A 25,140-nucleotide genomic window follows, 5' to 3' on the forward strand; every position below is an offset into this window, starting at 1 on the left:
CCAGTGGTCGTAGTAGCGGGGGTTGGGGTGGTGTTCGGATAGTCCTGCGAAGTGCTCATAGCACTAAGGCAACCACACCCACGCCCGCTACGAAAGACCAACCACACTCACCCTGTGGACAACCCGCACGGGGCCAGTGTGGCTATCCACAGAAATCCACCTTGTTTGCAGTGTTCGATAGCGTTTAGGCGGGCATGTCGGTCTTTGCGGTCATTGATACCGAAACCACCGGCTTTAACAAGCGCTACGACCGCATCATTGAACTTGCTGCCGTGCGCGCTGACGCATACTTCAATCCCGTCGACTCCTGGCACACATTGCTCAACCCTGACACCAAAGCCGTGTCCACTACTCGGGGGGACACCCCGCCCACCTCGGCACTCAACCCTGCTGTGGGGGTTACTCGTAGCGAAGCGAGCTGAGCATCCCGGTTTCCATGTGATAGGCGTTATGGCAGTGAAATGCCCACTCACCGGGGTTGTCAGCGATCAGGTCGGCGATCATGGTTTCACCGTGGCGGAGAAGGACGGTGTCCTTGCGTAGTCCGCCGCTGCCGGGCAGCGCCCACGTGTGGCCGTGGATGTGCATGGGGTGGGGCATCATGGTCCTGTTGCGCATGACCATCCGCAGGCGCTGGCCCTCCTGCACGGTCGCGGAGGAGGATTGGCCGTCGGTGAGAATGCTCCATTCGTACGGCATCATCTGCCCGCCCAGGTCGATGCTGACTTCTCGGTCTGGTGTGTCCTCGGGTAGGAGTGCACGGTCTGCTGGCTTCAGGGAGGACAGAAGCAGTCCGGTGGACGACAACTCGGGGAAGTCGACATCGGGGTGGGGGGCTTGGCCGCCGGCGGTGCGGATGACGGCGAAGGCGCGGTCGTCCTTACCCACCGCCAAAGCCGTGAGCGGGAAGATGCCGTCGCCGAGGATGACCTCGACGTCGACACGCTCGCCCATCGACAGGTAGATCGATTCGGTCTCCCTGGGCTGGACGGGGAAGCCGTCGGTGTGGGTGACGGTCATGCGGTGACCACCGAGGGCCACCTTGAAGATGGTGTCACCGCCGGAGTTGATAAACCGCAGGCGGGCCTTGTCGCCCGGGCGAGCCTCGAAGGTCCGGTGAGCACGGGGGATACGTCCGTTGATGAGGTAGTGCGGATACATCACATCGCCGGCATCCCCGCCCAGTACCCGGTCCGGGGTGCCGTGCATCATCTGGCCGTGACCTCCCATTCCCTTCTTCCCGTTATGGTCGCCTGAACCCATTCCGGTGAGCTTGTCGAGCTCATCGTCGGGAGTGCCCTGAATGCCATCGACCCAGTCGTCGAGCACGATGGTCCACTCGACGTCCTGGTCCTCAGCGTCTTGCGGGTCACGGACGATCAGTGGGGCGTGGAGGCCGCGATCCAGCTGCAGGCCGGAGTGGGAATGGTAGAAGTAGGTGCCACCGTGGGGGACTTCAAAAACATAGGAGAAGGACTCGCCAGGTTCAATGGGGTCCTGGGTCATGCCGGGCACACCGTCGGCTGCGTTGTGGAGTGCGATGCCATGCCAGTGGATGGAGGTGCTCTCAGGCAGTTCATTGGTGATATCGACCTGGAGGACGTCGCCGGCGGTGGCCTCAATGGCCGCATCCCCGGTGTCAGAGACGTATCCCCACGTCTTGGCTTCGATGCCGCCGATATCCAGAGAGAGGGGCCGGGCGGTCAGTGTCCGGCGCACCGTCGGCTCACCGAGCGCAGTGGGGGTGGGAGTGGGGCGAAGAGAGGAACCTGGTGCCGAGGCAGCGGGTCCAGGGTCGCTGGTGCAGGCGGCCACGGCCCCGGTTCCGGCGAGGACGAGCCCGCCGAGCAGAAACTGTCGTCGGGAAAATCCGTTCATCATGATTTAACCTTCCTTGGTGTTAGATTTCAGTGACACGGGAGACAGGCGCAGGTGAGGACCCTGCTGAGCCATCACGTCAGGTGCAGGTCTGTGACACAGGTGGCACCGTCGTCGGCGGTGGAAAACTCCGCGGTGCCGGTGCGCCCCTGGTAGCTGACCTCAATCAGGCCGGTGGCATCATCGGGAAGCCAGAAGCCAATAAACCCGTTGTCGAAGGTGGTTGTCGCCTCGTCCACCAGCACCTCACCGGTCGCCTCATCGGTGATCGTGACCTGGATATCCTCATTGTCGAGTTCCCCCAGGCAGGTCGTGAGGCTGTGGTAGAAGCAGTCGTGGGTGGAGGTGAGATAGGGTGCGATCGAGACATACGTCTGATTGTCGGGAAGATCGACCACGACTTCCTGGTCATCGCTCGAGAGCAGCAGTTTATCGGCACGTACTGAGGCGTTCAGATCCGTGGGACGCTCAGTGACCTTCTGCCGGTCGAGGCGATCAATGATCTCCACCGCGTCCATGGCGGCCAGGCCATGGGTAGTCAGGAATGTATCCTGGGACACCGTCCCGTCGGCGGTGGGTTCCGGGTCGGCGGCCGAACACCCCGTGAGGGCGAGGGCGGCGGCTGCGATCGCTGCTCGTTTCACGTCAATCTCCTTGGATCGTGGTAAGACCGTGAGAAGACACCGCCTCAAGGTCGATGCCATACCTTTATCTAGCACGGGTGCCTGACGGACTAGAAATCAAAAACCCTGCTCACAGCCTTATAACAGGGCGAAAAGGGGGTGAATTCGGTGGCCTGGGTCACCACCGGGACACCACCCCACAGCCGTGGGCGATGGCCTTCTACCCGCCCCGGGTATGCGGTGCAGGCAGTGAAATTCCTGGTGGCGCCTGCTGAACCGACCAGGGGAGACGATGCCGCCGGCCCGGGGTGGGGCACAGGGGTGACGGCGGTCGAAGGGTGATGTTTGAAGATTTGATGAAGATTTCCCCGCCCGGCACTGAGCCAGGGTGGTATTCCCCCCTGGCCGGAGCGATACTGGGGTCTATGGCTGACCGCATACCGACCACCGCCACGCCCCCGGGGCGGGTGCTGGTCGTCGATGATGAACAACCCCTGGCTCAGATGGTGGCCTCCTACCTCATCCGGGCCGGCTTCGATACCCGCCAGGCGCACACCGGCACCCAGGCCGTGGACGAGGCCCGTCGCTTTTCTCCCGATGTTGTGGTGCTGGATCTGGGGCTGCCCGAACTTGACGGCCTGGAGGTGTGCCGACGCATTCGCACCTTCTCGGACTGCTACATCCTCATGCTCACCGCGCGTGGCAGCGAGGACGACAAGATCTGCGGTTTGACCCTGGGGGCGGATGACTACATCACCAAACCTTTTAGCATCCGGGAACTGGTGACCCGGGTGCATGCGGTGCTGCGCCGCCCGCGCACCAGCACCACCCCACCGCAGGTGACTACCCCCTTGATCGTTGGTGACCTCATCCTTGACCCCGTCGCCCATCAGGTGCGGGTGGGGGAGACGACCGTGGAGCTCACCCGCACGGAGTTCGAGCTGCTGGTTGCCCTGGCCCTGCGCCCCGGCCAGGTGCTGACCCGCCACGACCTGGTCACCGAGGTCTGGGACACCACCTGGGTCGGTGATGAACGCATCGTCGATGTCCACATCGGCAACTTGCGTCGCAAGCTCGGCACCGACACCCGGGGCCGGGGGTTTATCGACACCGTGCGTGGCGTGGGCTACCGGGTGGGGCAGCCATGAATCACGGACCCGGCCTGACCTTCCGCTTCCTGGCCGCCCAGGTGTTGGTCGTGGTGATTAGCCTGCTGGTGGCCGCGGCCGTGGCCACGATGGTGGGCCCGACCCTATTCCATGATCATATGTTGATGACCGGCCGGGAGGACCCCTCGCTGGAGCTGTTCCATGCCGAGCAGGCCTACCGGGGCGCCAACCTGATCACCCTGGCCGTCGCCCTGCCCACCGCCTTAATCAGCGCCCTGCTGGCCAGCCTGTGCTTATCACGTCGTCTGCGCACCCCCTGCAGGATCTCACCCACGCCGCTACCAGCCTGACGGCCGGCAACTCCCGTATCCGCGTGCCCGCCGGAAAAGCAGGCCCCGAGGTTACCACCCTGGCGCATGCCTTCAACACCATGGCCGATCGGCTGGAACACACCGAACAGGTCCGCCGCCAGATGCTCTCTGACCTGGCCCACGAAATGGGTACCCCCTTATCGGTGCTCACGGTCTACCTCGATGGTCTCCAGGACGGGGTCGTGGACTGGAATAATGCCACCCACACGATCATGGCTGACCAACTCACCCGCCTGACCCGGTTGATGGAAGACATTGACGATGTCTCCCGGGCCCAGGAACGCCGGATCGATTTGGACCTGGCGGAGGAAGGGCTCGGGGATCTGCTCCATACCGCCGCTGCTGCCGCGGGGGAAGCTTATGCTGACAAAGGCGTCGATTTACAGGTCGAGACCATTACGGACACCGCCCGGGTGCTCGTGGACCGGCAACGGTTCGGCCAGGTGATGAGCAATCTGCTGTCGAACGCGCTACGGCACACCCCGGCCGGCGGGCAGGTCCGGATCAGCGTCCACCGACAGGGGGCGTCCACCGCGCTCATCCACGTCGTCGATGATGGCGATGGCATCCCACCTGACCAGCTCAGATACATCTTCGAACGCTTCTACCGGGGGGATGCCGCCCGCAGCCGGGACGACGGCGGGGCCGGTATCGGTCTGACCATCTCGAAGGCATTGATCGAGGCCCACGGCGGCACTCTCACCGCCACCTCCCCCGGACCCGGTCGCGGAGCGGTGTTTGCCCTCCGCCTCCCGCTGTCCCCTCCCGACAGTGAGGAGGCTGCTCGATGACCACACCCTGCCCCGCGTGAGAGCCGCGCCCTCCACCCATTGAAAATATACCCCCGGGGGGTATACGCTAGAGTGGCATCACCGCATCCCACCGACTCGTAGGAGCTTTCCCATGATCACCTCCCCGCCCCGCCTCTTGCCGATGGCCTCCCACGGCTGCAGCTGTTGCGGACCTGCCTCACGTGCCGACACCGCCTCCATCCCTGCCGCCAGCGACTCGTCAGCAGGAGGGTCCTCCCCTAGCTACCAGGTCACCGGTCTGACCTGCGGGCACTGCGCGAAAAGCGTGACCCAGGCCCTTCAGGCCCTCCCCCAGGTCGACGACGTCCAGATTGATCTCGCTGCTGGTGGAGTTTCCACCGTCACGGTCACCGGTGTCGTACCTCCGGAGATGGTTCGCCGGGCCATCGAGGAGGCCGGCTACACCGTCTTATCCTGATCAGTTTTACCCATCATCTCGACCCCGACCGGGTTGAGCGAAAGAAACGTCATGAGCACTCCCCACCATTCCGGTGATCACCATGGTGATCACCCCGCTCCGGAAACAGACCACACCCACCACCCGGATCATGCCAGCCACGAACACCACGCAGATCCCGACACCCACGGCCAGGCGATGCCCCACGATCACCCGCACTCCGCCCTGGACGAAGACCACCACGTTCATGGTCACGGCGAACACGCCGGACACAGCACCGCAATGTTTCGGGACCGCTTCTGGTGGTCGCTGATTTTGTCCATTCCCGTCGTTATTTTCAGTCCCATGGTCGCCCACCTGCTTGGCTACCACCTCCCGGCATTTCCCGGATCCACCTGGATCCCCCCGGTGCTGGGCACGATCATCTTCGTCTACGGCGGAACGCCTTTCCTCAAGGGTGGATGGAAAGAACTGAAATCCCGCCAACCCGGGATGATGCTCCTGATCGCCATGGCCATCACCGTGGCGTTTGTCGCCTCCTGGGTCACCACTCTGGGGCTGGGCGGTTTCGACCTGGACTTCTGGTGGGAGCTGGCCCTGCTGGTGACCATCATGCTGCTGGGCCACTGGCTGGAGATGCGCGCTCTCGGGGCCGCGTCCTCCGCGCTTGACGCGCTGGCTGCCCTGCTGCCGGATGAGGCCGAGAAAGTCATCGACGGGACCACCCGCACCGTGGCCATCTCCGAGCTGGTCGTCGACGACGTCGTGCTGGTGAGGGCCGGTGCCCGGGTGCCGGCCGACGGAACCATCCTCGACGGAGCCGCCGAATTCGATGAGGCGATGATCACCGGCGAATCCCGTCCCGTCTTCCGCGACACCGGTGACAAGGTGGTCGCCGGTACCGTGGCCACCGACAACACCGTCCGCATCCGGGTGGAGGCTACCGGCGGGAACACCGCCCTGGCCGGGATCCAACGCATGGTTGCCGACGCCCAGGAGTCCTCCTCCCGGGCCCAGGCCCTGGCGGATCGGGCGGCGGCGTTGTTGTTCTGGTTCGCGCTGATCTCCGCTCTGATCACCGCGGTGGTGTGGACCATCATCGGCAGCCCGGACGATGCCGTGGTGCGCACGGTCACGGTGCTGGTCATCGCCTGCCCGCACGCCCTGGGCCTGGCGATTCCGCTGGTCATTGCGATCTCCAGCGAGCGGGCCGCGAAATCCGGGGTGCTCATCAAGGACCGGATGGCGCTCGAGCGGATGCGCACCATCGACGTGGTGCTCTTCGACAAAACCGGCACCCTGACCGAGGGTGCGCACGCGGTCACCGGTGTCGCGGCAGCTGTCGGCGTCACCGAGGGCGAGCTGCTGGCCCTAGCCGCCGCCGCGGAGGCCGACAGCGAGCACCCCGTGGCCCGCGCCATCGTGGCAGCCGCGGCCGCCCATCCCGAGGCCTCCCGTCGGCAAATCCGTGCAACTGGTTTCAGCGCCGCCTCCGGCCGGGGGTCCGGGCCACTGTCGATGGCGCTGAGATCCTCGTGGGCGGGCCGAACATGCTGCGCGAGTTCAACCTCACCACCCCGGCCGAGCTCACCGACACCACCAGCGCCTGGACCGGGCGTGGGGCCGGTGTGCTCCATATTGTCCGCGACGGTCAGATCATCGGTGCGGTAGCCGTCGAGGACAAGATCCGCCCCGAATCCCGCGCCGCCGTGAAAGCCCTGCAGGACCGCGGGGTGAAGGTCGCGATGATCACCGGCGACGCCCAGCAGGTGGCCCAGGCGGTTGGTCAGGACCTAGGCATTGATGAGGTCTTCGCCGAGGTCCTGCCCCAGGACAAAGACACCAAGGTCACGCAGCTGCAGGACCGGGGTTTGAGCGTGGCCATGGTCGGTGACGGTGTCAATGACGCCCCCGCTCTGACCCGCGCGGACGTCGGTATCGCCATCGGTGCCGGCACGGATGTGGCCATGGAATCAGCCGGGGTGGTCCTAGCCAGTGATGACCCGCGGGCAGTGCTGTCGATGATTGAGCTGTCCCAGGCCAGCTACCGCAAGATGATCCAGAACCTGATCTGGGCCTCTGGCTACAACATCCTCGCCGTGCCGTTGGCCGCCGGAGTGCTCGCCTCGATCGGGTTCGTGCTGTCCCCGGCCGTGGGCGCGATCTTGATGTCTGCCTCGACCATCGTGGTGGCCCTGAACGCCCAGCTGTTGCGCCGCATTGATCTGGATCCGGCTCACCTGGCTCCGACCGAGTCGAAGGAGCAACACACCACGCCTACTCCGGCATCCACCGCCGTCCACTGACCCACCACTTCTCTCCACTGCCCCCATATGACCCTGAAAGGTGCTGTTGCAAAGTTGGGGCAGTAGGAAGAGTGACGTGAAATAGTCACAGTCATGGGTATCTTTTCCGGTCGTCATTTCCCCCGTGACATTATTCTGTGGGCAGTGCGGTGGTATTGCCGCTACGGGGTGAGCTACCGCGATTTGGAGGAAATGATGACCGAGCGGGGCGTGCCGGTCGATCACACCACGATCTACCGCTGGGTCCAGAAATACGCCCCTGAGCTGGACAAGCAAACACGGTGGTACCGACAGATACCTGACTGGCAGGCCAGTTCCTGGCGGGTGGACGAGACCTATATCCGGGTCGGCGGCAGGTGGTGCTACCTCTATCGGGCGATCACCGCCGGTGGCCAGACCCTGGACTTTTACCTCTCTCCGAAGCAGAACGTGGCCGCAGCGAAGCGTTTCCTGGCCAAGGCCGTCAGATCAAGACAACAAGCAAGATGACTTGTTGACACCATCGAAAACAAAAGTACGAAAGCCGAGAGCGGGAGTTCGGATGTAAATCCCCACACTTGCAATCCTCGACCGCCAAAGTTCACAAAAACAAAGAAACCGGAGGTCACGAACCCTTTCGAGTTTGTTACCTCCGGTGTCGCAGTTTGTACAACTGCTCCAATCCCCATCCACCGGACATAATCGATAACCTTCATCATTGAAAACCTAGTCTGTAGAAGCACAGAAACCGGTCGATCTGGCACATAATGATGCGTTACTCTGTGAATTTGCTGAATAGTTTTCTACAACATTCCTAAATACGGCATTTTCCCTTGCCGAGGCCCCACGATCTCCGGTTTACTTGTCCGCGTGAATCGCTCTAAGTCTTCTTTGGGAAAAATCATGGTGGTCGTCATCGTATTAGCCATCGTGGTACTCGTGGTCGCCGAATTTGCCGCGCGGGCCTACGTGTCCTCTCATATAAAAAAGGAACTCTCAGAGCACGCGAATGATACGTCCTCCTCCGCACAGATCTCATTCGGCGCACACCCAGTTCTACCTGCAGTAATCACGCGAAAGCTCAGCCATGTGAAGGTCGATATTCCGAATTCACTCGACGTAACCTACCCTGATGGAGCCACATCTACCCCCGATGTCAGTGGATATCCACCGTCGACAATCACGATCGACAATCTCAACATGAAGTCCCACGCTGCGGGCACACTCACGCTGGATACCACCCTATCCACCGATTACATCGAAGCCGCAGCACAAGGTGGTGTCACGCGAAATAGCAGTTCAAACACCAATTCGCACAATGCTAGAAGCCATTCCTACAGCCAAGCTAATTACTCCGCTGCGGCACAATCCATTGCTGATCGCGCTATCAAAGTCACCGCAGTCAACCCCAACCCATCCAAAGGCACCTTCAGCCTCGAGTTATCTGGTGGCTTGGCCGATCTAGAGATCAAGCCCACTATCGACAGCGGCGACCTCACCATGAAGGTGACCAACGCGAAGTTGCTCGGTATGTCGCTTCCGCAGTCTGTGGCCGACGTTTTAACGTCGCAAATTGAAGATGCCGCCAATGTCAGCAATAAGGAGCTAAGGGCCACTCATGTGGAGGTCACCAGCCGGGGGATGCGCGTGACGGAGGAAGGCCACGACGTCGATCTGAAAGCGCTGTCTGATAGTGCCAATCAGATTCTGGGGACGCACAACGATGGCTCGACCAGTGATTCAGCCGCGGGCCGGATCGGCGCCCATCAGTAGTATTTGTACTCAGTAGTATTCGCCGTTTTGAATACTCTTGAGCTGCGGGTACACATCAAACCAGTACACGCCGATAGCCACGATGCCGAAGAGCCAGATGAAGCTCCTGGTGAACAGCACGAGGAGCGTCGATACCACTAGGATGCCGAACCACTGCCATTTGGGGCGACGATCCCCGGCCTCAAACGCGTCGGAGCGAGTAGAAGCCACAACGATCGCGCCCACGACCCCCACGACGGTGATGGCTAATTTCATGGCCACCATGACCCAACCGAGGACCATGAAAATTGTCATCATGACATGCATCGCGGACTCTCCCACTACGTAGTTCTCAAAGGTGGCGGACTCACTGCCAGACTACAGGCTCAGCACCAGCTGCGAAAGCGTGTAAATCAGCAGCCCGGCCAAGGATCCCACAATAGTGCCATTAAAGCGAATGTATTGCAGGTCCTTGCCCACCATGAGCTCGATCTTGTCGCTGGCTTCGTCGGCATCCCAGCGCTCCACTGTTTCGGAAATAATACTGGTCACTTCGCCCGAGAAGTTTTGCGCGATATAGCGCGCGGTTCCCGTGACTCGCTCTCCCCATCGCGCGCGGAGCTCCGCGTCCGTCAACAGTCGGGTGGCATATAGAGAGACTTCGTCGACAATTCTGCGTCGAACATGTGATTGCGGGTCCGACGCCATGCGAACAATTTGTTCTTTCATATTCCGCCAGACGGTTGCAGGCGCAGCCTGCACGGGGGCGGAGGACAACACATCGTGTTTAAACTCCTCGACCCTGTTGATCATCTCCGGATCGTACTGCAGGTCCGAGGCCCATTGATTGACCACCCGACGCAGCGCCTGGCGGGCCTCATGGTCCGGCTCTGTCTTCACCTTGTACGCGAAGTCGACGATCTCCCTGTACACGCGTTCCCCGACAAGGTCGTTGATGAACCCCGGTGCCCACGAGGGTGCACGCTGGTTGAGCAACCGCGTGATGAGCTCTTCGGAATCGCGGGCGCGATCATATGCCCAGGAAATAATCGTGTCGACAACTGGCTCAGCTTTTCCCTCCGCAATGAATTGTTCCATGAGCGCACCTGCGGGCGGCCCCCAGTCTGGCTCCGCGATACGGTCGATCACCATCGTGCGGATCATCTCGGCGGCTTCCTCATCGTCGATTCCCTCAACGATGGCGATCGTCGCGTTACCAACCTCTTCAGAAACCCGCGCCGCATTGGCCGGCTCTGACGCCCACTGCCCCACTCTGGCGGGAATATCGGCCTTCTGAACTTTGTCGGTAATGAGTTCGGCATTGAGAAAATTGTCCCCCACGAACCCCGATAATGCCTCGCCAACCTGGTCTTTTTTGCGCCGAATGATCGCCGTGTGAGGAATGGGCAAGTGCATAGGCCGCCGGAACAGGGCTGTCACGGCGAACCAGTCCGCGAGGGCACCGACCATGCCTGCTTCGGAGGCAGCGCGGACATAACCGATCCAGGCGGCATCGGAGTCTTGCTCCAACCACCGACACACGAGGTAGATCACCGTCGCGAGAACCAACAGCCCTGTGGCGATGGCTTTGTATTTTTTCAATTCTCGACGACGGCCTGCCTCATCACTGACCGGCGGAAGGGTTTCCGACGACGGCGACTGTGCCGACGTAGTGCCGCGTGGTGCCGGCGCCTGGTTAGAGAAGTCCCCACGGTCGTCCACAGCTGCAGGAGCTGCCGAGGCTGCGTCGTGCCTGACTACAGCCGTGTCGGTGGGTGTTCGGCGTGGCAGTTTTTCTCCTGAGGAGGCACGAGTGGGTGAATCGTTGGCAGGAGAATTGTCCGCGGGAAGGGCATGACGGGGTCCAGAATCAGTCACAGTTCTATTGTGCCAGGGTGCTAGGACACGACACGCACGCGCTAACGCGTGCTGCATAAACATTGCGTTCAAGCTTGGGCGATGCTGGATACCCGAGTTTTTGCACGACGTGGTACACAAAAGCTGCAGACATAAAACAACGCCACCCCATGAACACGGGGTGGCGTTGCTGGAGGTGCTCAGGATCTGATTTCACCTAAGCGCGATATTGATGCGTTCACGCATGCACAACTTTCGGGGGCCATACTGAGCTGCAGGAACGGCACAGCCGTGCACACACGTGGCGCCTTTTAGTGAAGGCGTCCGGTGCGCTTCTTGTACTCGCGGTAGGGGGCGCGGCCAGCGTGGATAAGGCCGAAGCCGAGAGCGAGGCACAGGATCCCGCCAATGAGTCCGCCGACGAGTAGGTAGGTGGACCACCCTTGTCCGCCAAAGATTTCGGTGGACAAACCAAAAATGAAGATGCCGAAGAAGGCGAGTGCGGAGAGGACGAATCCCATCCCCGACCATGTCTTGCTACTGTTCAGCGATGAATGCGGTGACGCGAGGGATACGGGGACATAGCCCTCTATGTAGTGTGGCTCGCCTTCAAATTGAGGCTCAGACGAAGACATAACTTTACCTTTCACGACCTGAATCAGGGTGGGTCATAGAGTGTGACCTTTAGTGTAGCCGCTTATGGGTAAAAGACTACCCATAAGCCGACGCGGGGGTCACCCCTGAACTGCCACCCTGCAAAGTCTGTGCAGGCCAACAGAACGTAGGAGTGACAGGTATGACCTATTTGTCCTTGTTCCGCAGTGCGGAGCGAGTACGCTCCTTCGTCACGGCTGCCACGGCGGTCAACGGGATTCCTGCTGGGCAAACGTCGGCGCATTCACCGTACAACGAGCACGGGCCGAAGGTGGTTTCCAGGTTGTCAACCATCTTGCGGGCACGCTTGCCGCGCTCTTGCTTACCCAGCGGCATGAGCTTCAGATGCTCCAACTTCGCACCGGTGAACAGATGGGCTGCACCGTTCGGGCACGCCGCAACGCAGGCACCACAGCCGATACATGCCGCGAAGTCGAGGGCTTTCTCGGCATCCGCGTGGTTCATGGGCAGGAAGTCCGCGTCGGGGGCGGTACCAGCCATGACGGAGATAAACCCGCCTTGTTCCAACACGCGATCCAGTGCGGAGCGGTCTACGACCATATCCTTAATCACGGGGTATGCCGCAGAGCGCAACGGCTCGATCTTGATGCTGTCACCATCTTTGAAGTTGAACAGGCGCTGCTGGCAGGCCGGTTTGTTCTTGTCCGGGCCGTGCGGGCGGCCGTTGATGGTCAAGCCGCAGGTGCCGCAAATACCTTCACGGCAGTCAGAGGCAAAAGCGAAAGGCTCTTTGCCTTGCTCGATGTAGCCTTCGTTGACGTGGTCTAGCAGCTCGAGGATGGACATTTGCTCGACGGCGTCATCGACATCGACAGACTCGAAGTGTCCTTCGGATTCCGGGCCCGCCTGACGCCAGATCTCTAGATGCAGTTTCATTACTTGTAGTTCCTTGTCATCAGAGGGATGCGGTCGAAGTACAGAGGCTCGGCGTGGCGGATGAACTTGCCATCACCGTTGTGTTCCCACGCAGAGACGAAGCACCACTTGGAGTCATCGCGCTCTGCCTCACCATCTTCAGAGAGGTGATCGTCGCGGTAGTGGGCGCCACAGGATTCGTCGCGGTCCATGGCGTCAACGCACATGAGCTCGGCGAGATCCATGTAGTCAGCAACACGGTTGGCGTATTCCAAAACCTGGTTGAGGTTATCGACGTCACCCGGGATGTGCAGGTTCTGCCAGAACTCATCGCGCAGTTCACGGATGTCCTTGATACCCTTTTCCAGGTTTTCAACGTTACGGGACACGCCGCAGGAGAAGTACAGGATGTCTCCCAGCTTGCGGTGGAAGTATTCCGGCCCGTGCGGGTCCTTCGCCTGGATATTCATCAATTTTTCGATGCGCTTCTTGGACCGTTCCAGAGCTTCCTGAGCAGCCGGCGAATCAGCCGGGAGCACCTTCGTGCCCAGCAGCGGTGCCAGGTAGTTCGGAATCGTGAACGGCAAGGTAAACCAACCGTCAATCGACGCCGACAGCAGCGAGTTAGCACCCAAGCGGTTCGCACCGTGGTACATCCAGGATGCCTCACCGGCGGCGAAGAGGCCGGGGATGTTCGTCATGTCGTTGAAGTCGGTCCACAGACCACCCATCACGTAGTGGCAGGTCGGAGCGATACGCATTGGTGTTTCGTATGCGGATTCACCAATCGTCTCTTCATACATCTGGATCAAGTTGCCGTAACGCTCCTTGATCACGTCCTTGCCCAGACGCTGAATGGCGTCACGCAGATCCAAGTACACGGAGTTGTGCAATGGACCAACACCGTATCCGCCGTTGATCTGCTGCGAGTTCGCACGAGAAGCGATATCACGAGGGACGAGGTTACCGAATGCCGGATAGCGACGCTCCAAAAAGTAGTCGCGCTCGTCTTCGGGAATGTTGTTGGGGTCGCGGTCGTCGGCCTTCTTCTTCGGCGTCCAGACGCGGGCATCGTTACGCAACGATTCCGACATCAAAATCGTCTTGGACTGCCAGTCCGAGTTCACCGGGATACCCGTCGGGTGGAACTGCACAAACGACGGCGATGCCATGTAGGCGCCTTGGTCGTAGGCACGCATAATGGCCGACGCGTTGGAGTTCTTCGCCAACGTGGACATGTAATAAACGTTGCCGTAGCCGCCGGTTCCCAGGATCACAGCGTGGCCGGTGTGGGCAGTCAGTTCGCCCGTAATGAGGTTACGGGTGACGATGCCCTGGCAGCGACCATCGTCGATAATGAGATCCATCATCTCGCTGTGAGTGAAGATCTCTACAGAGCCGGCACCAATCTGACGCTGCAACGCCGAGGTTGTCGCCAGCTGTAGCTGCTGACCTGTCTGACCACGGGTGTAGTACGTACGAGAAACCTGAACACCACCGAATGAACGGGTGGCCAGTGTTCCGCCGTACTCGCGGGAGAATGGTGCACCCACGGCATTCATGTGGTCAATGACACGAGGAGACTCTTCTGCCAAACGCCAACAGTCGTTCTCGCGGCAGCGGTAGTCGCCCCCTTTCACCGTGTCTTTGGTGTGGTTGTAGGTGGAGTCATTGTCCAGCTTCTTCGAGCGAGACGAGTTCACACCACCCTGCGCGGCAATCGAGTGAGCACGACGGGGAGCGTCGTGATAGGTGAAAACTTTGACGTCATATCCCAGCTCGCCCAGCGCTGCCGCAGCAGCTCCGCCGGCCAAACCGGTCCCTACGACGAGGACCGTGAACTTTTTACGGTTCAGGGGGGAGACCAGCTTAAAGTGCCGCTTAGCGTAATCCCACTCGTCGGCCTGCGATAATCCCGCCATGTGGGGAGCGTTGTCCTTTAACTTGGAGCCCAGGGTCACTCCGGGAACGCTGGAATCAGGCGCGGTGAAATTCTCTACAGCGGTGTCGTAGTCGAAGTCCGGCCCCTGATTATGGGGGTTCTGAATAACTGCACTCATATTTGTAACCTCCGCCTACAGTGATACCGCGCCGGTCAGGACAGCAACGGGAATCGAAATATTGCCAATCATGATGATGGCCGGAACTATGTAAGCGACAAATAGCATGACTTGACGCCACCGGTGTCCAGTAATTCCAAGATCAGAAATGGCCGTCCAAATGCCGTGCGAGAGGTGGATGAACAGAATCACCATGGCAAGGATGTAGAAAATCGCAACCCCAGGACGATCAAAGCTGTGAATGAGGTTGGCATAAGCATGCGCATGACCGGCGGTGTTCTCCTCAAATTCACTCGATCCGATCGGCCGCACGCCCAGCGTCAAGTCCAAAATGTGGAAGATGATGAACAGCAGTAGGACCAGGCCCGTCACAACCATGGACCGTGCTGCGAAGGTGTTCATCCCTGACACAAGCCCTGTCCGGCGGAATTTACCCCGTGACTGCCGTGCACGCCCGTGTAATGCCAAACCGCAGTACACGTGTAAAACGAGGCAGGCAAGCAGGACAATACGTGCGATCCACAGAACACCTTCTCGGGGGAACAGGGGTTCGAACATCGTACGCAGGAATTCTGCGTAGTCGTTATAGTGATCCGCACCCATGTAGATCTTCAGGTTACCGATCATATGGACGAGCACGAACAACCCGAAAATCAAGCCCGTGATCGCCATCGTCATTTTCATAGCCCACGACGGGAATGCCGGCTTTTCGCGGAGCGGCTCCGTCGTAATTTTACCGTGAACAATAGCGTCACGGTTCGCGTTTTTTACAGTCATGGCACCTCCAGTGTCAGCCTTACTGTACGACGACGAGGGAGGTGCACTCCACTTACACTGCTACCGCGTGATGCAGATCACTAGTGGTCAAGACGGGTTTTTCGCAACTACGTCTTTGCGTAATTCGTTACCCCCACTGACCATTGGGATAAATAGGTGGATTTTTTTAACCATGACCTGCAATGTTAATGCCGTTTTCTTCGCACGAAGCAGCCCGTTAGCGTAGCCTCAACAGGCCTGTTGAGGTAGAAACACAGACATTTCCTGACAACTCACTGCCCCCGGTTGGGGGCTGGCGGTTTTAGCCCGAATCTAGTCGTCGTCGAGGTTGCGCTCACCAGGCAAAGCAATGGTCATCGGCTCGTGAGTCACGACAACTTCGCGGCCACCAACCTCAATGGGGCCGACATCGTGAAGCCCCTCCTCCACCACAAGTTCAACAGAGTGACGTCGGATAGCGACACGAATGCGACAACCATGAAGAGTGATCCGATAAATGAGCTCTTCCCACTCGTCGGGCAGCCGCGGATTGATGCTGTACCGCCCCTCATAATCACGGAAGCCACCGAAGCCGTACACGAGCGCGGACCACACACCACCGGTGGACGCAATGTGCACACCGTCTTTCGTGTTCCCGTGCAAGTTGCCCAAATCCACGAACAGGCCACGGAGGAAGAAATCCATCGCCTTGTCTTTCAGGTCCAGCTCCGCCGCAACAATAGACTGAACAACGGCGGACAGGGTCGAATCCCCCGTGGTTAGCTCGTCGTAGTAGTTGTAGTCGGCCAGCTTCTCTTCCCGGGTGAACCGGTTACCCCGCAAGAACAGCGCCAACACGACGTCGGCCTGCTTAATGATCTGGTAACGGTAGATGGTGAGCGGGTGGTAGTGCAGCAACAGCGGGCGCTTCGGGCCAACAGCGGGATCGTCGAGGTTCCAGCGCTCGCGCTCCAAGAACTGGTCATCCTGCGGGTGGATCCCCAGCTTCGGATCCAGCAGGATGTGCATGTGCTCGGCTGCTTTATCCCACAGCTCTATTTCTTCCTCATCCAGACCATACTGTTTCGCCAGGTCAGCGTAGTCATTGGGGCGATCGGCCTTCATTTGGCGAACAACATCGGCAGCCACACGCAAGTTATATTCCGCCATGACGTTCGTGTAGAGGTTGTTGTTCACCACGGTGGTGTATTCGTCGGGCCCCGTGACGGAGTGAATATTGAATTCGCCATCACGGTCGAAGAAGCCCAAGGACATCCAGAACCGAGCTGTGCCCACCAAAATGTGGATGCCTTCGCGCAACAGAAAATCCGTATCTCCCGACGCATACACGTACTTCATGAGGGCGTACGCGATGTCAGCATCGATATGGTACTGAGCGGTCCCTGCCGCGTAATACGCACTTGATTCCAGGCCGTTAATGGTGCGCCACGGGAACAATGCTCCATCATGGGAGAGCTCCCGGGCACGCTCCTGAGCAGCGGGAAGCATGAGGAAACGGAACCGCATCGCGTTCCTGGCAAAGGACGGGTTCGTGTAACTCAGGAACGGCATGACATAAATCTCCGTATCCCAGAAATAGTGCCCGCCATAGCCGGACCCGGTCATTCCTTTCGCGGGGATGCCGTGCCCGTCAGCCCGCGCCGATGCCTGCACCAGCTGGAACAGGTTCCACCGAACAGCCTGCTGAATGGTCGGCTGACCGGTAATTTCCACGTCGGAGCGTTGCCAGAACGCATCGAGCCATTCCCGCTGATTCTGTTGCAAGGCCGGAAATCCCACCTGCACCGCACGATTAATTGTGCGTGCACAACGAAAGGCTAGTTCTTCAGCCGCCACATGCCTGGAGGAATGGTAGGACACGAACTTTTCCAGCCGTATCGTCATTCCCTGTTTGCCGTTGAGATGGTGCACCACGCGGGCGTTATCATCACGCACGCGGGCATCCACTTCGACGCCTGCCTCTTCGCGGGTTTTCAATGATTCTGCACCCGGCATGTCTACCGTTAATCTGTGGTCCATGCTGCAGGTCACGGTCATACCGGACTCGGCACAGCGGTATCCCAAGGTGGCGCGCTCTGGTGCCGGGTGGGCCCGAAATGTCGGAATGAGGACGCGTGCTTCAATTGTCTCACCCTGGCGGGGGTCTTTTTCTGCAGCACTGTTGGCACTACTACCATTGCCGCCACCGTGATATTCGTCCTCACCGTCCTGTCGGTTCAGGATTTGCGACGAAATAACCACTGCCGCGTCCGAGTCCAGTAACTCGACCTCCAAACTCATGATGGCCAGGTGCTTTTCCTGGAAGGAGATCATTCTTTCGGAGGTCACGCGGACGCGCTTACCTGAGGGGGTGCGCCAAATGAGATTGCGGCGCAGGATACCTTCGCGGAAGTCCAGGGTGCGTTCGTAGTCTTCGAGGTCGGCGCTGCCCAAGCGGAGAGGTTCGTCGTCAATATATAGGCGCATCGGCTTGGCATCGGGTGCCGAGACCAGGGTCTGCCCCTTGCGGGCTAAGCCGTAGGCGTCTTCCGCGTGGCGGATGTTCCATGTTTCGTGGAGGCCGTTGATGTAGGTGCCGTGGTAGGCGGAATCGCGCCCCTCGGAGGGGTTCGCGCGCATGCCCATGTACCCGTTGGAGAGGGCGAAGATGGATTCCGATACCCCCAGGTCCATGCGGTTGGGGACGCGCTCGATGAGCCGCCACGCGTCGACGGGATTGTTTTCGCGGTCGATGGTGGACTCTGGGTCAACCCCGTGGTGGTGGCCGTCGGCGCGGGCCAGTAATCCATCCTGGCGGCCGTCATCAATCGAGCCCTTTTGGTCCTTATGTCCATGGCGACGGGCAGCAAGAAAAGCTTCCGACGTCGCTTGCGATGCTTTCGGGCTCATTCACTCTCCTAGGGGTCCTTGTGGTGACGTTAACGGCATGAGCTGCTGCAGTCACAGCCTATCGACCAGGCTACCGATCCGTAGGTTGTGGGTTGGCTGGCAGGGGGCCTTTTTTACACCAGCTCGCCGAGGTCGTCAACGACGGCATCGGCCCCGGCCTTCAGCAACGCGTCTTTCCCTGCACCGCGATTGACACCGAGGACGTACCCAAATTCACCGGCACACCCCGCAGCCACACCGCTGGTGGCGTCCTCAACGACAACGGCGTCGGCAGGGGTGAGGCCAAACAATTCGGCGCCATACACATAGGTATCGGGTGCCGGCTTCCCCTTGAGCTTTTTCTCCTCCGCGATGGTCCCGTCGACAACATGGGGGAAATAATCAGTGAGCCCGGCTGATTCCAGGACCCTCGGCGTGTTCTTTGACGACGACACCACGCCCATCTGCACGGCATCCGACGAGTGGGACTCGTTGTGGTCCTTCATCGCGTGGAGCAGCTGCAATGAACCAGGGTACGGATCCATCCCGCGCTTGAGGAGGTCGAGGAAGTCGCGGTTCTTGCGCAGCCCTAACCCTGTGATGGTGTTATCGGTGGGATTGTCGTCGCCATCGAGGCCTGCGTCGGCACGATCATAAGGAAGAGAGATGCCGCGCGATTCTAAGAGCGCTTGAATGGCCTCATCCCGACGACGCCCGTCCAGGTAATCGAAATAGTCCTGGTCGGTGTAGGCGCGTTCGCCGCGCTCTGCCAGGAACGCCTGGAACATCGTCGCCCACGCCTGCTGGTGGAGCGTCGCCGTGGGGGTGAGAACCCCATCAAGGTCGAAGAGCACGACCTTGAATTTCAGAAGATCCTGAAGCGTTGGTGTATCTGCTGACTGCGTCACCACAAGTTACCTTTCTGCTCGACCTTCACCGTCTACGTATGAGGGTACCCATCACCTGTGACAGACGCAGCAGTTACAGCACCAACGCAGCAGGATCCTATGCGATCCCTTCGCGTTCCTTGAATTCGCGACGGCGCTGGTGCAGAATCGGCTCGGTGTAGCCGGAGGGCGAGGTCGTCCCGTCCAAAATCAGGTCCTTCGCCGCCTGCCAACCGATCGACTTGTCATAATCAGCCGACATCGGGCGGTACGCCGGGTCTCCCTCATTTTGCTTATCGACGACTTTCGCCATGCGCTTCAATGCCTCGATCACGTAATCCTTCGTAATGATGCCGTGACGCAGCCAATTGGCCAGCAGCTGCGAGGAAATACGCAGCGTAGCGCGGTCTTCCATGAGGTCAACGTCGTGAATATCCGGAATCTTGGAGCAACCAACGCCCTGCTCCACCCAGCGGATGACGTAGCCCAGGATGGACTGGCAGTTGTTGTCTACCTCTTCCTTAATGTCTTCATCGCTCCACTTTCCGTCCGGCGATACGGGGACGGTGAGGCGGTCGCGGTAGTTATCACGACGCCCAGCAGCGCGGAGTTTCTCGTCGACAGTGAACACGTCCACCTGGTGATAGTGCGTGGCGTGCAGTGTTGCTGCGGTGGGCGACGGAACCCACGCGGTGGTGGCACCCTGTTCCGGCTGGCTGATCTTCTCGGCCAACATGTCAGCCATGAGCTCGGTCTTTGCCCACATTCCCTTACCGATCTGCGCCTTGCCGGGTAGTCCGTGGGCGATGCCAGCGTCGACATTGTTGTCCTCATAACCCTGCATCCAGGGAGCGGATTTCATTTCGCCCTTGCGGATCATGGGGCCGGCCTCCATGGAGGTGTGGATTTCGTCGCCGGTGCGGTCCAGAAAGCCGGTGTTAATGAAGGCCAGCCGCTTGGACACGGCCTTGATACATGCGTCGAGGTTCAGCGTGGTCCGTCGCTCTTCATCCATCACTCCGACCTTGATGGTGTTCTCCGGGAGACCCAGGAGCTTCTCGGTGGCACCCAGCAGGTCGTTGGTGAATTCCACTTCCTCCGGCCCGTGCTGCTTGGGCTTCACGATGTAGATCGACCCATTGCTGGAGTTGTACATGGGGTTGTTCTTGTCAATCCCCGGGATGCCGCACACGGCGGTCATGACGGTGTCCATGATGCCTTCGAACACCTCGGACCCGTCTTCCAGCAGGATCGCCGGGTTGGTCATGAGGTGGCCCACATTGCGGGTAAACATCAAGGTGCGGCCGTGAACGGTGAAGGATTCGCCGTCCGGACTGGTGTATTCGCGGTCGGGGTTGAGCCGACGGGTGAACGTCTTGTCCCCCTTCGTCACCTCTTCTTCCAGCTCACCGGTGTTCAGCTGGAACCAGTTGCTGTACCCCAGGGTTTTATCGGTCGCATCGACGGCGGCCACGGAGTCTTCAAAGTCGATCAACGTACTGACGGCGGCGTCGAGAATAATGTCCTTGACTCCGGCCTTGTCGGTGGATCCGATGGGGGATTCGGGGTCGATCAAAATGTCGATGTACAGCCCGTTGTGCCGCAACAAAATCGACGTCGGGTTGGACTTGTCCCCGCCGTATCCGGCGTAAACCTCCGGTTCGCGCAGCTCATGCTTCTCATCGTTGACATAGCCGACGAAGGATCCGTCGGAAATGTCGTACTTGGTGACGTCGTGGTGGGATGCGTCGACCAGGGGAACTGCCTTGTCGAGGAAGTCACGCGACCATGCGATGACCTTATCGCCACGGATCTTGTTGTAACCACCGTTGCCCTTTTCTGCTCCGCCGTCTTCGGGGATGGCGTCGGTGCCGTAGAGGGCGTCATATAACGAACCCCACCGCGCGTTGGCGGCGTTCAGGGCGAAGCGGGCGTTGAGCACGGGAACGACCAGCTGGGGGCCACTGGTTTCCGAGATTTCGGGGTCGATATTGACGGGGTCGATCTGGAAGTCATCATCATTGTCCACCACGTAGCCGATCTCGTGGAGGAAGGCGTCGTAATCGTCGATGTTTTGCTCGCCGGGGTGCTCGGTGTACCACACGTTGAGCTTGGTTTGCAGTTCCTCGCGACGGGCTAAGAGTTCCTTATTGCGAGGCGTATAGGTTTTCACGATGTCCGCGAAGCCGGACCAGAAGGCGTCGGGGTCCTGGCCGGTGCGGGGAAGGACCGAGCCGGTAATGAAGTCATAAAGAGTGGTGGCCACCTGGAGGCCAGCGACTTTGGTGCGGGGTGTGGTGTCGGACGTGGCGGTTGTCATAGCTTCTCCTTCGGAACATTCGGAACGACAACTGTTCTCGGTGGTGTTGCTAACACTGGTGTGGCTAACCCTAAGGGAGTTCGGTGTGCGGCGAAACACTTTTTAGCTAATCGGTGCCAGATATCCCGTCAGCTCCCCCCGCTCTTTTTTGCTGTGATCCACAAAACACTGTGGAGTGACGCGAGCCACAGCACCCAGTTATCTAGATCATATTTTGCATTAATGCAGCTCATTGCCGGTTGCCGTTTTTGTGACCTGAAACATACGGTGGCGTAAGTTTGCAAACTTTGCAAAATCCCCCACTACCCCCGCACAAAGATACGATCCGAAAAGTCATTGACGTGTGTTTTCTCATCGATAAAGGTTAAGACCACGCCAACGAGGCCACCACGGCCACCGGCTACACAGACATTCACCGACATCGCAATGTCCGGTTTTCTACGGATTTAGCCCGATATGTGGGTGTCAATGTCTCCAGAACTTAGACCTCATAGGAGTGAGCACAATGTCTACGGTTGGACAGGCCCGTACCGCTGAAGAAATCAAGAAGGATTGGGAAACCAACCCTCGCTGGAAGGGCATCACCCGCAACTACACGGCGGAAGATGTCGAAGCGCTCCAGGGCACCGTCGTCGAGGAAAACACCCTCGCCCGGCGCGGCGCCGAAATCCTTTTTGACGCCATCCACGAAGAGGGCGACGGCTACATCAACGCCCTCGGCGCTCTCACCGGTAACCAGGCTGTCCAGCAGGTTCGCGCTGGGCTGAAGGCCGTGTACCTGTCCGGTTGGCAGGTTGCGGGCGACGCCAACTTGGCCGCTCAGACCTACCCCGACCAGTCTCTGTACCCCGCCAACTCAGTTCCGCAGATCGTGCGCCGCATCAACAATGCGCTTCTTCGTGCCGACGAGGTTGCGCGCATCGAGGGCGACACCGCCGTCGATAACTGGTTGGTCCCCATCGTTGCCGACGCCGAGGCCGGCTTCGGTGGTGCTCTGAACGTCTTCGAGCTGCAGAAGGCCATGATTCAGGCCGGTGCGGCTGGTACCCACTGGGAGGACCAGCTGGCCTCCGAGAAGAAGTGTGGTCACCTGGGCGGCAAGGTGCTGATCCCCACGCAGCAGCACATCCGCACGCTGTCGTCGGCGCGATTGGCGGCGGACGTTCTGAACACGCCGACCATGATCGTTGCCCGCACCGACGCCGAGGCCGCGACGCTGATTACCTCGGATGTCGACGAGCGCGACCAGAAGTTCATTACGGGCGACCGCACCGCGGAGGGCTACTACCACGTCCAGAACGGGATCGAGCCGTGTATCGCGCGCGCCAAGTCCTACGCCCCCTACGCGGACCTCATCTGGATGGAGACCGGCACTCCCGACCTGGAGCTGGCCAAGAAGTTCGCCGACGGTGTCCACGAGGAGTTCCCCGACCAGCTGCTGGCGTACAACTGCTCGCCGTCGTTCAACTGGTCCTCCCACCTGGAGAAGGACGAGATCGCGAAGTTCCAGAACGAGCTGGGCAAGATGGGCTTCAAGTTCCAGTTCATCACCTTGGCTGGTTTCCACTCGCTGAACTACTCGATGTTCGACCTGGCCTACGGCTATGCGCGCGAGCAGATGACGGCCTTCGTGGACCTGCAGAACCGCGAGTTCGAGGCCGCCAAGGAGCGTGGATTCACCGCCGTCAAGCACCAGCGCGAGGTCGGCGCCGGCTACTTCGACCGTGTTGCCACCACGGTCGACCCCAACTCCTCCACCGTTGCGCTGAAGGGCTCCACGGAGGAAGGCCAGTTCCACTAGGCCGCGTCGACAAATCTGCGCAAAACCCCTTTATCGCTCGCGACGACGCTCTATTGTTGTCGCATGACCACTGGAGCTGAGAAGGAGGGCCCGTCCTCGCGTGTATTCGTCGGGACGCGGCTCAAGCAGCTCCGCAAAGAACGGGAGTTAAGCCAAGCAACCCTTGCGCATACTCTCGGTCTCTCTGCCAGTTACGTCAACCAAATTGAAAATGACAGTCGCCCACTGACCTCGTCGGTTCTCCGGAAAATCACCCATGTTTTCGGAATCGACGAGGCTTTCTTTTCGCGCGAAGACGATTCCCGCCTGGTCGCCGAGGTTCACGACGTCACTCTGGACCGCGAGGTGTGCCCCACCAGCATTGATGTGCAAGAGGTGGCGGATCTCGTGCACACTCACCCGGAGCTTGCCCGCGCGCTGGTGGACATTCACCGCCGCTATCGCAATGTGTCGGACAAGTTGTCGCTGGTCACCGAGGAGCGGAACCGGTCGGATATGGAGGATTCGTCGACGGGGTCCGACGCACTCACGATGCCTCACGAAGAGGTTCGTGATTTCTTCTATGCGCGCCAAAATTACATTGATTCGCTTGATGTTGCGGCCGAGGAACTCGCCGGGACGCTGGGTCTGGGTGTGCCCAATATCAACCACGTCGAAGACTGCGTCGCAACGCGGCTGACCTCAAAATATGGTGTCGAGGTTCGCTACATTTCGCACCTGGATAGCGCTGAGAATGGGCACCCGGATACCGCCGAGCACATGGTCCAGCACCGCTTTTCCCCCGACACCGGCGTGCTCACTATCGACGCGCATCTCACATCGGGGCAGAAGGCTTTCCGGATGGCTACGGAGCTTGCCTATTTAGAGGTGGGCGATCAGCTTCATTCTCTTGTCGACGAGGACCCGCGGTTTACGTCCGACGAATCCCGACAACTCGCGGTGCGGGGTGCGGCAACGTACTACGCGGCGGCCCTGGTGCTGCCGTACACGAATTTTCACGCTCAGGCTGAGCGCGCCGGATATGACATCGAGTACTTGTCGACGGCCTACGGCATGGGCTACGAGACAATTTGCCACCGCTTATCGACCCTGCAGCGCCCGAAGCTGCGGGGAATACCGTGGACTTTTGTTCGCGTGGATCGCGCGGGGAATGTGTCCAAGCGGCAGTCGGCGACGGGGTTTCATTTCACGCATTCCGGTGGCACCTGCCCACTGTGGAATGTGTACGAAACGTTCTCCTACCCGGGGAAAGTGATGCGCCAACTAGCGCAGATGCCGGATGGGCGGACATATATGTGGGTGGCGCGGACGGTGAAACATTACCGACGACGGTTCGGCCAGCCGGGAAAAGTGTTCGCCATTGGCCTGGGGTGCGAAGCGCGTCATGCGGAACGCACGGTGTATGCCGAGGGGTTGGACCTTTCGGACCTGGCGGCGGCGACGCCGATCGGGCCGGGGTGTCGAGTGTGCAGCCGTACCGAGTGTCCTCAACGCGCATTTCCGTCGATTCTTCATGACATACGGATTAATACGCATAGTTCGTCAGTCAACCCGTATTAGCGCGAAGTGTCTGCCAGGCGACGATTTCCATGTCGATGAGTGATATGTCACGTCAGGAATAGTCGGCCATTGTCATGGGTTGGAACCAGGGACGCCACCACGTAATATGTGCGTCGGTTATAAATAGACAGACCAGTCTGCACGGGCTCCGGCTTGACCAGCCATGACACCTCCCGCCGCCCCGCACGCAGGTCCCACAGCGAAGGAAACACATGGCCGATTCAGCTGACACGAAACTCGACACACAACTCGA

At 59.9% G+C, this 25,140-nt stretch carries 17 protein-coding genes and 3 pseudogenes; 9 read left to right on the plus strand and 11 right to left on the minus strand.

Translation table 11 applies throughout. The features are described from left to right. The first annotated feature begins 194 nt into the window (after positions 1-194). Complete coding sequence (locus tag JMN36_RS03905; protein WP_052292422.1) at positions 195-422, plus strand: 3'-5' exonuclease; 228 nt, start codon at positions 195-197, stop codon at positions 420-422. On the opposite strand, the gene JMN36_RS03910 is transcribed toward JMN36_RS03905, so the two are convergent. After that, complete coding sequence (locus JMN36_RS03910) at positions 400-1,881, minus strand: multicopper oxidase family protein (protein ID WP_204087622.1); 1,482 nt, start codon at positions 1,879-1,881, stop codon at positions 400-402. The two genes, JMN36_RS03905 and JMN36_RS03910, sit on opposite strands and share 23 nt — an antisense overlap. A gap of 71 nt (positions 1,882-1,952) precedes the next feature. Beyond that, positions 1,953-2,522: a CueP family metal-binding protein gene (locus JMN36_RS03915; protein ID WP_204087623.1), complete on the minus strand. Its 570-nt coding sequence runs from the start codon at positions 2,520-2,522 to the stop codon at positions 1,953-1,955. A 404-nt stretch (positions 2,523-2,926) separates the two neighbouring features. Between JMN36_RS03915 and JMN36_RS03920 the strand changes: the two genes are divergently transcribed. From JMN36_RS03920 to JMN36_RS03945, 6 genes and pseudogenes are all read left to right on the plus strand, one after another. Next, a complete protein-coding gene (locus JMN36_RS03920; protein ID WP_148209687.1) occupies positions 2,927-3,649 on the plus strand; it encodes a response regulator transcription factor in 723 nt (240 codons plus the stop codon). Beyond that, positions 3,646-4,772 (plus strand): annotated as a pseudogene (locus tag JMN36_RS03925) (sensor histidine kinase). Before JMN36_RS03920 ends, JMN36_RS03925 begins: the two are co-directional and overlap by 4 nt. A 112-nt stretch (positions 4,773-4,884) precedes the next feature. Then, the gene (locus JMN36_RS03930; protein ID WP_005276120.1) at positions 4,885-5,211 is read left to right on the plus strand and encodes a heavy-metal-associated domain-containing protein; all 327 of its coding nucleotides are present in this window, start codon (positions 4,885-4,887) and stop codon (positions 5,209-5,211) included. Positions 5,212-5,262: 51 nt separating this feature from the next. After that, positions 5,263-7,496: pseudogene (locus JMN36_RS10870) on the plus strand (copper-translocating P-type ATPase). 93 nt (positions 7,497-7,589) lie between these two features. Then, positions 7,590-7,967 (plus strand): annotated as a pseudogene (locus JMN36_RS03940) (IS6 family transposase); the annotation flags it as partial. A gap of 378 nt (positions 7,968-8,345) precedes the next feature. Further along, positions 8,346-9,248 carry an LmeA family phospholipid-binding protein gene (locus JMN36_RS03945; RefSeq protein ID WP_204087625.1) on the plus strand — a complete coding sequence of 301 codons (903 nt, stop codon included), beginning with the start codon at positions 8,346-8,348 and terminating at the stop codon, positions 9,246-9,248. A gap of 9 nt (positions 9,249-9,257) precedes the next feature. Here JMN36_RS03945 and JMN36_RS03950 read toward each other — a convergent pair whose 3' ends face one another. The 9 genes from JMN36_RS03950 to JMN36_RS03990 all read right to left on the minus strand — a co-directional run bounded on the left by JMN36_RS03950 (position 9,258) and on the right by JMN36_RS03990 (position 21,526). Further along, positions 9,258-9,545 (minus strand): DUF2516 family protein, encoded by a 288-nt coding sequence (locus tag JMN36_RS03950; protein WP_041629636.1) that lies wholly within the window; start codon positions 9,543-9,545, stop codon positions 9,258-9,260. Positions 9,546-9,605: 60 nt separating this feature from the next. Beyond that, complete coding sequence (locus tag JMN36_RS03955) at positions 9,606-11,162, minus strand: DUF445 domain-containing protein (protein WP_204087626.1); 1,557 nt, start codon at positions 11,160-11,162, stop codon at positions 9,606-9,608. Between the two features lie 233 nt (positions 11,163-11,395). Continuing rightward, the gene (locus tag JMN36_RS03960) at positions 11,396-11,719 is read right to left on the minus strand and encodes a hypothetical protein (protein ID WP_012732547.1); all 324 of its coding nucleotides are present in this window, start codon (positions 11,717-11,719) and stop codon (positions 11,396-11,398) included. 166 nt (positions 11,720-11,885) lie between these two features. Then, positions 11,886-12,635, minus strand: coding sequence for a succinate dehydrogenase/fumarate reductase iron-sulfur subunit (locus tag JMN36_RS03965; protein ID WP_204087627.1), 750 nt, complete (start codon positions 12,633-12,635; stop codon positions 11,886-11,888). Further along, positions 12,635-14,674, minus strand: a complete 2,040-nt coding sequence (locus JMN36_RS03970; protein WP_221923888.1) for a fumarate reductase/succinate dehydrogenase flavoprotein subunit — start codon at positions 14,672-14,674, stop codon at positions 12,635-12,637. The genes JMN36_RS03965 and JMN36_RS03970 overlap by 1 nt, the downstream gene beginning before the upstream one ends. A gap of 15 nt (positions 14,675-14,689) precedes the next feature. Continuing rightward, positions 14,690-15,451 (minus strand): succinate dehydrogenase cytochrome b subunit, encoded by a 762-nt coding sequence (locus JMN36_RS03975; RefSeq protein WP_204087629.1) that lies wholly within the window; start codon positions 15,449-15,451, stop codon positions 14,690-14,692. 312 nt (positions 15,452-15,763) lie between these two features. Then, the gene (locus tag JMN36_RS03980; protein WP_221923889.1) at positions 15,764-18,340 is read right to left on the minus strand and encodes a glycoside hydrolase family 65 protein; all 2,577 of its coding nucleotides are present in this window, start codon (positions 18,338-18,340) and stop codon (positions 15,764-15,766) included. Positions 18,341-18,453: 113 nt separating this feature from the next. After that, positions 18,454-19,230: an HAD family hydrolase gene (locus tag JMN36_RS03985; RefSeq protein ID WP_012732552.1), complete on the minus strand. Its 777-nt coding sequence runs from the start codon at positions 19,228-19,230 to the stop codon at positions 18,454-18,456. Between the two features lie 94 nt (positions 19,231-19,324). Beyond that, on the minus strand, positions 19,325-21,526 hold the full coding sequence (locus JMN36_RS03990) for a malate synthase G (protein WP_221923890.1): 2,202 nt from the start codon (positions 21,524-21,526) through the stop codon (positions 19,325-19,327). A gap of 505 nt (positions 21,527-22,031) precedes the next feature. Between JMN36_RS03990 and aceA the strand changes: the two genes are divergently transcribed. Further along, a complete protein-coding gene (gene aceA, locus JMN36_RS03995) occupies positions 22,032-23,327 on the plus strand; it encodes an isocitrate lyase (protein WP_204087632.1) in 1,296 nt (431 codons plus the stop codon). A gap of 63 nt (positions 23,328-23,390) precedes the next feature. After that, positions 23,391-24,887, plus strand: a complete 1,497-nt coding sequence (ramB, locus tag JMN36_RS04000) for an acetate metabolism transcriptional regulator RamB (RefSeq protein WP_204087633.1) — start codon at positions 23,391-23,393, stop codon at positions 24,885-24,887. The last annotated feature ends 253 nt before the right edge of the window (positions 24,888-25,140 follow it).

The organism is Corynebacterium pseudokroppenstedtii (assembly GCF_019754945.1).
In the GTDB taxonomy this organism is placed as follows: Bacteria; Actinomycetota; Actinomycetes; order Mycobacteriales; family Mycobacteriaceae; genus Corynebacterium; species Corynebacterium pseudokroppenstedtii.

Bases quoted from the DNA above. Each gene is read 5' to 3' on its own strand.
- JMN36_RS03905 (WP_052292422.1), top strand. From the start codon at position 195: ATGTCGGTCTTTGCGGTCATTGATACCGAAACCACCGGCTTTAACAAG.
- JMN36_RS03910 (WP_204087622.1), bottom strand. From the start codon at position 1,881: ATGATGAACGGATTTTCCCGACGACAGTTTCTGCTCGGCGGGCTCGTC.
- JMN36_RS03920 (WP_148209687.1), top strand. From the start codon at position 2,927: ATGGCTGACCGCATACCGACCACCGCCACGCCCCCGGGGCGGGTGCTG.
- JMN36_RS03930 (WP_005276120.1), top strand. From the start codon at position 4,885: ATGATCACCTCCCCGCCCCGCCTCTTGCCGATGGCCTCCCACGGCTGC.
- JMN36_RS03950 (WP_041629636.1), bottom strand. From the start codon at position 9,545: ATGATGACAATTTTCATGGTCCTCGGTTGGGTCATGGTGGCCATGAAA.
- JMN36_RS03955 (WP_204087626.1), bottom strand. From the start codon at position 11,162: ATGCAGCACGCGTTAGCGCGTGCGTGTCGTGTCCTAGCACCCTGGCAC.
- JMN36_RS03960 (WP_012732547.1), bottom strand. From the start codon at position 11,719: ATGTCTTCGTCTGAGCCTCAATTTGAAGGCGAGCCACACTACATAGAG.
- JMN36_RS03965 (WP_204087627.1), bottom strand. From the start codon at position 12,635: ATGAAACTGCATCTAGAGATCTGGCGTCAGGCGGGCCCGGAATCCGAA.
- JMN36_RS03970 (WP_221923888.1), bottom strand. From the start codon at position 14,674: ATGAGTGCAGTTATTCAGAACCCCCATAATCAGGGGCCGGACTTCGAC.
- JMN36_RS03975 (WP_204087629.1), bottom strand. From the start codon at position 15,451: ATGACTGTAAAAAACGCGAACCGTGACGCTATTGTTCACGGTAAAATT.
- JMN36_RS03980 (WP_221923889.1), bottom strand. From the start codon at position 18,340: ATGAGCCCGAAAGCATCGCAAGCGACGTCGGAAGCTTTTCTTGCTGCC.
- JMN36_RS03990 (WP_221923890.1), bottom strand. From the start codon at position 21,526: ATGACAACCGCCACGTCCGACACCACACCCCGCACCAAAGTCGCTGGC.
- aceA (WP_204087632.1), top strand. From the start codon at position 22,032: ATGTCTACGGTTGGACAGGCCCGTACCGCTGAAGAAATCAAGAAGGAT.
- ramB (WP_204087633.1), top strand. From the start codon at position 23,391: ATGACCACTGGAGCTGAGAAGGAGGGCCCGTCCTCGCGTGTATTCGTC.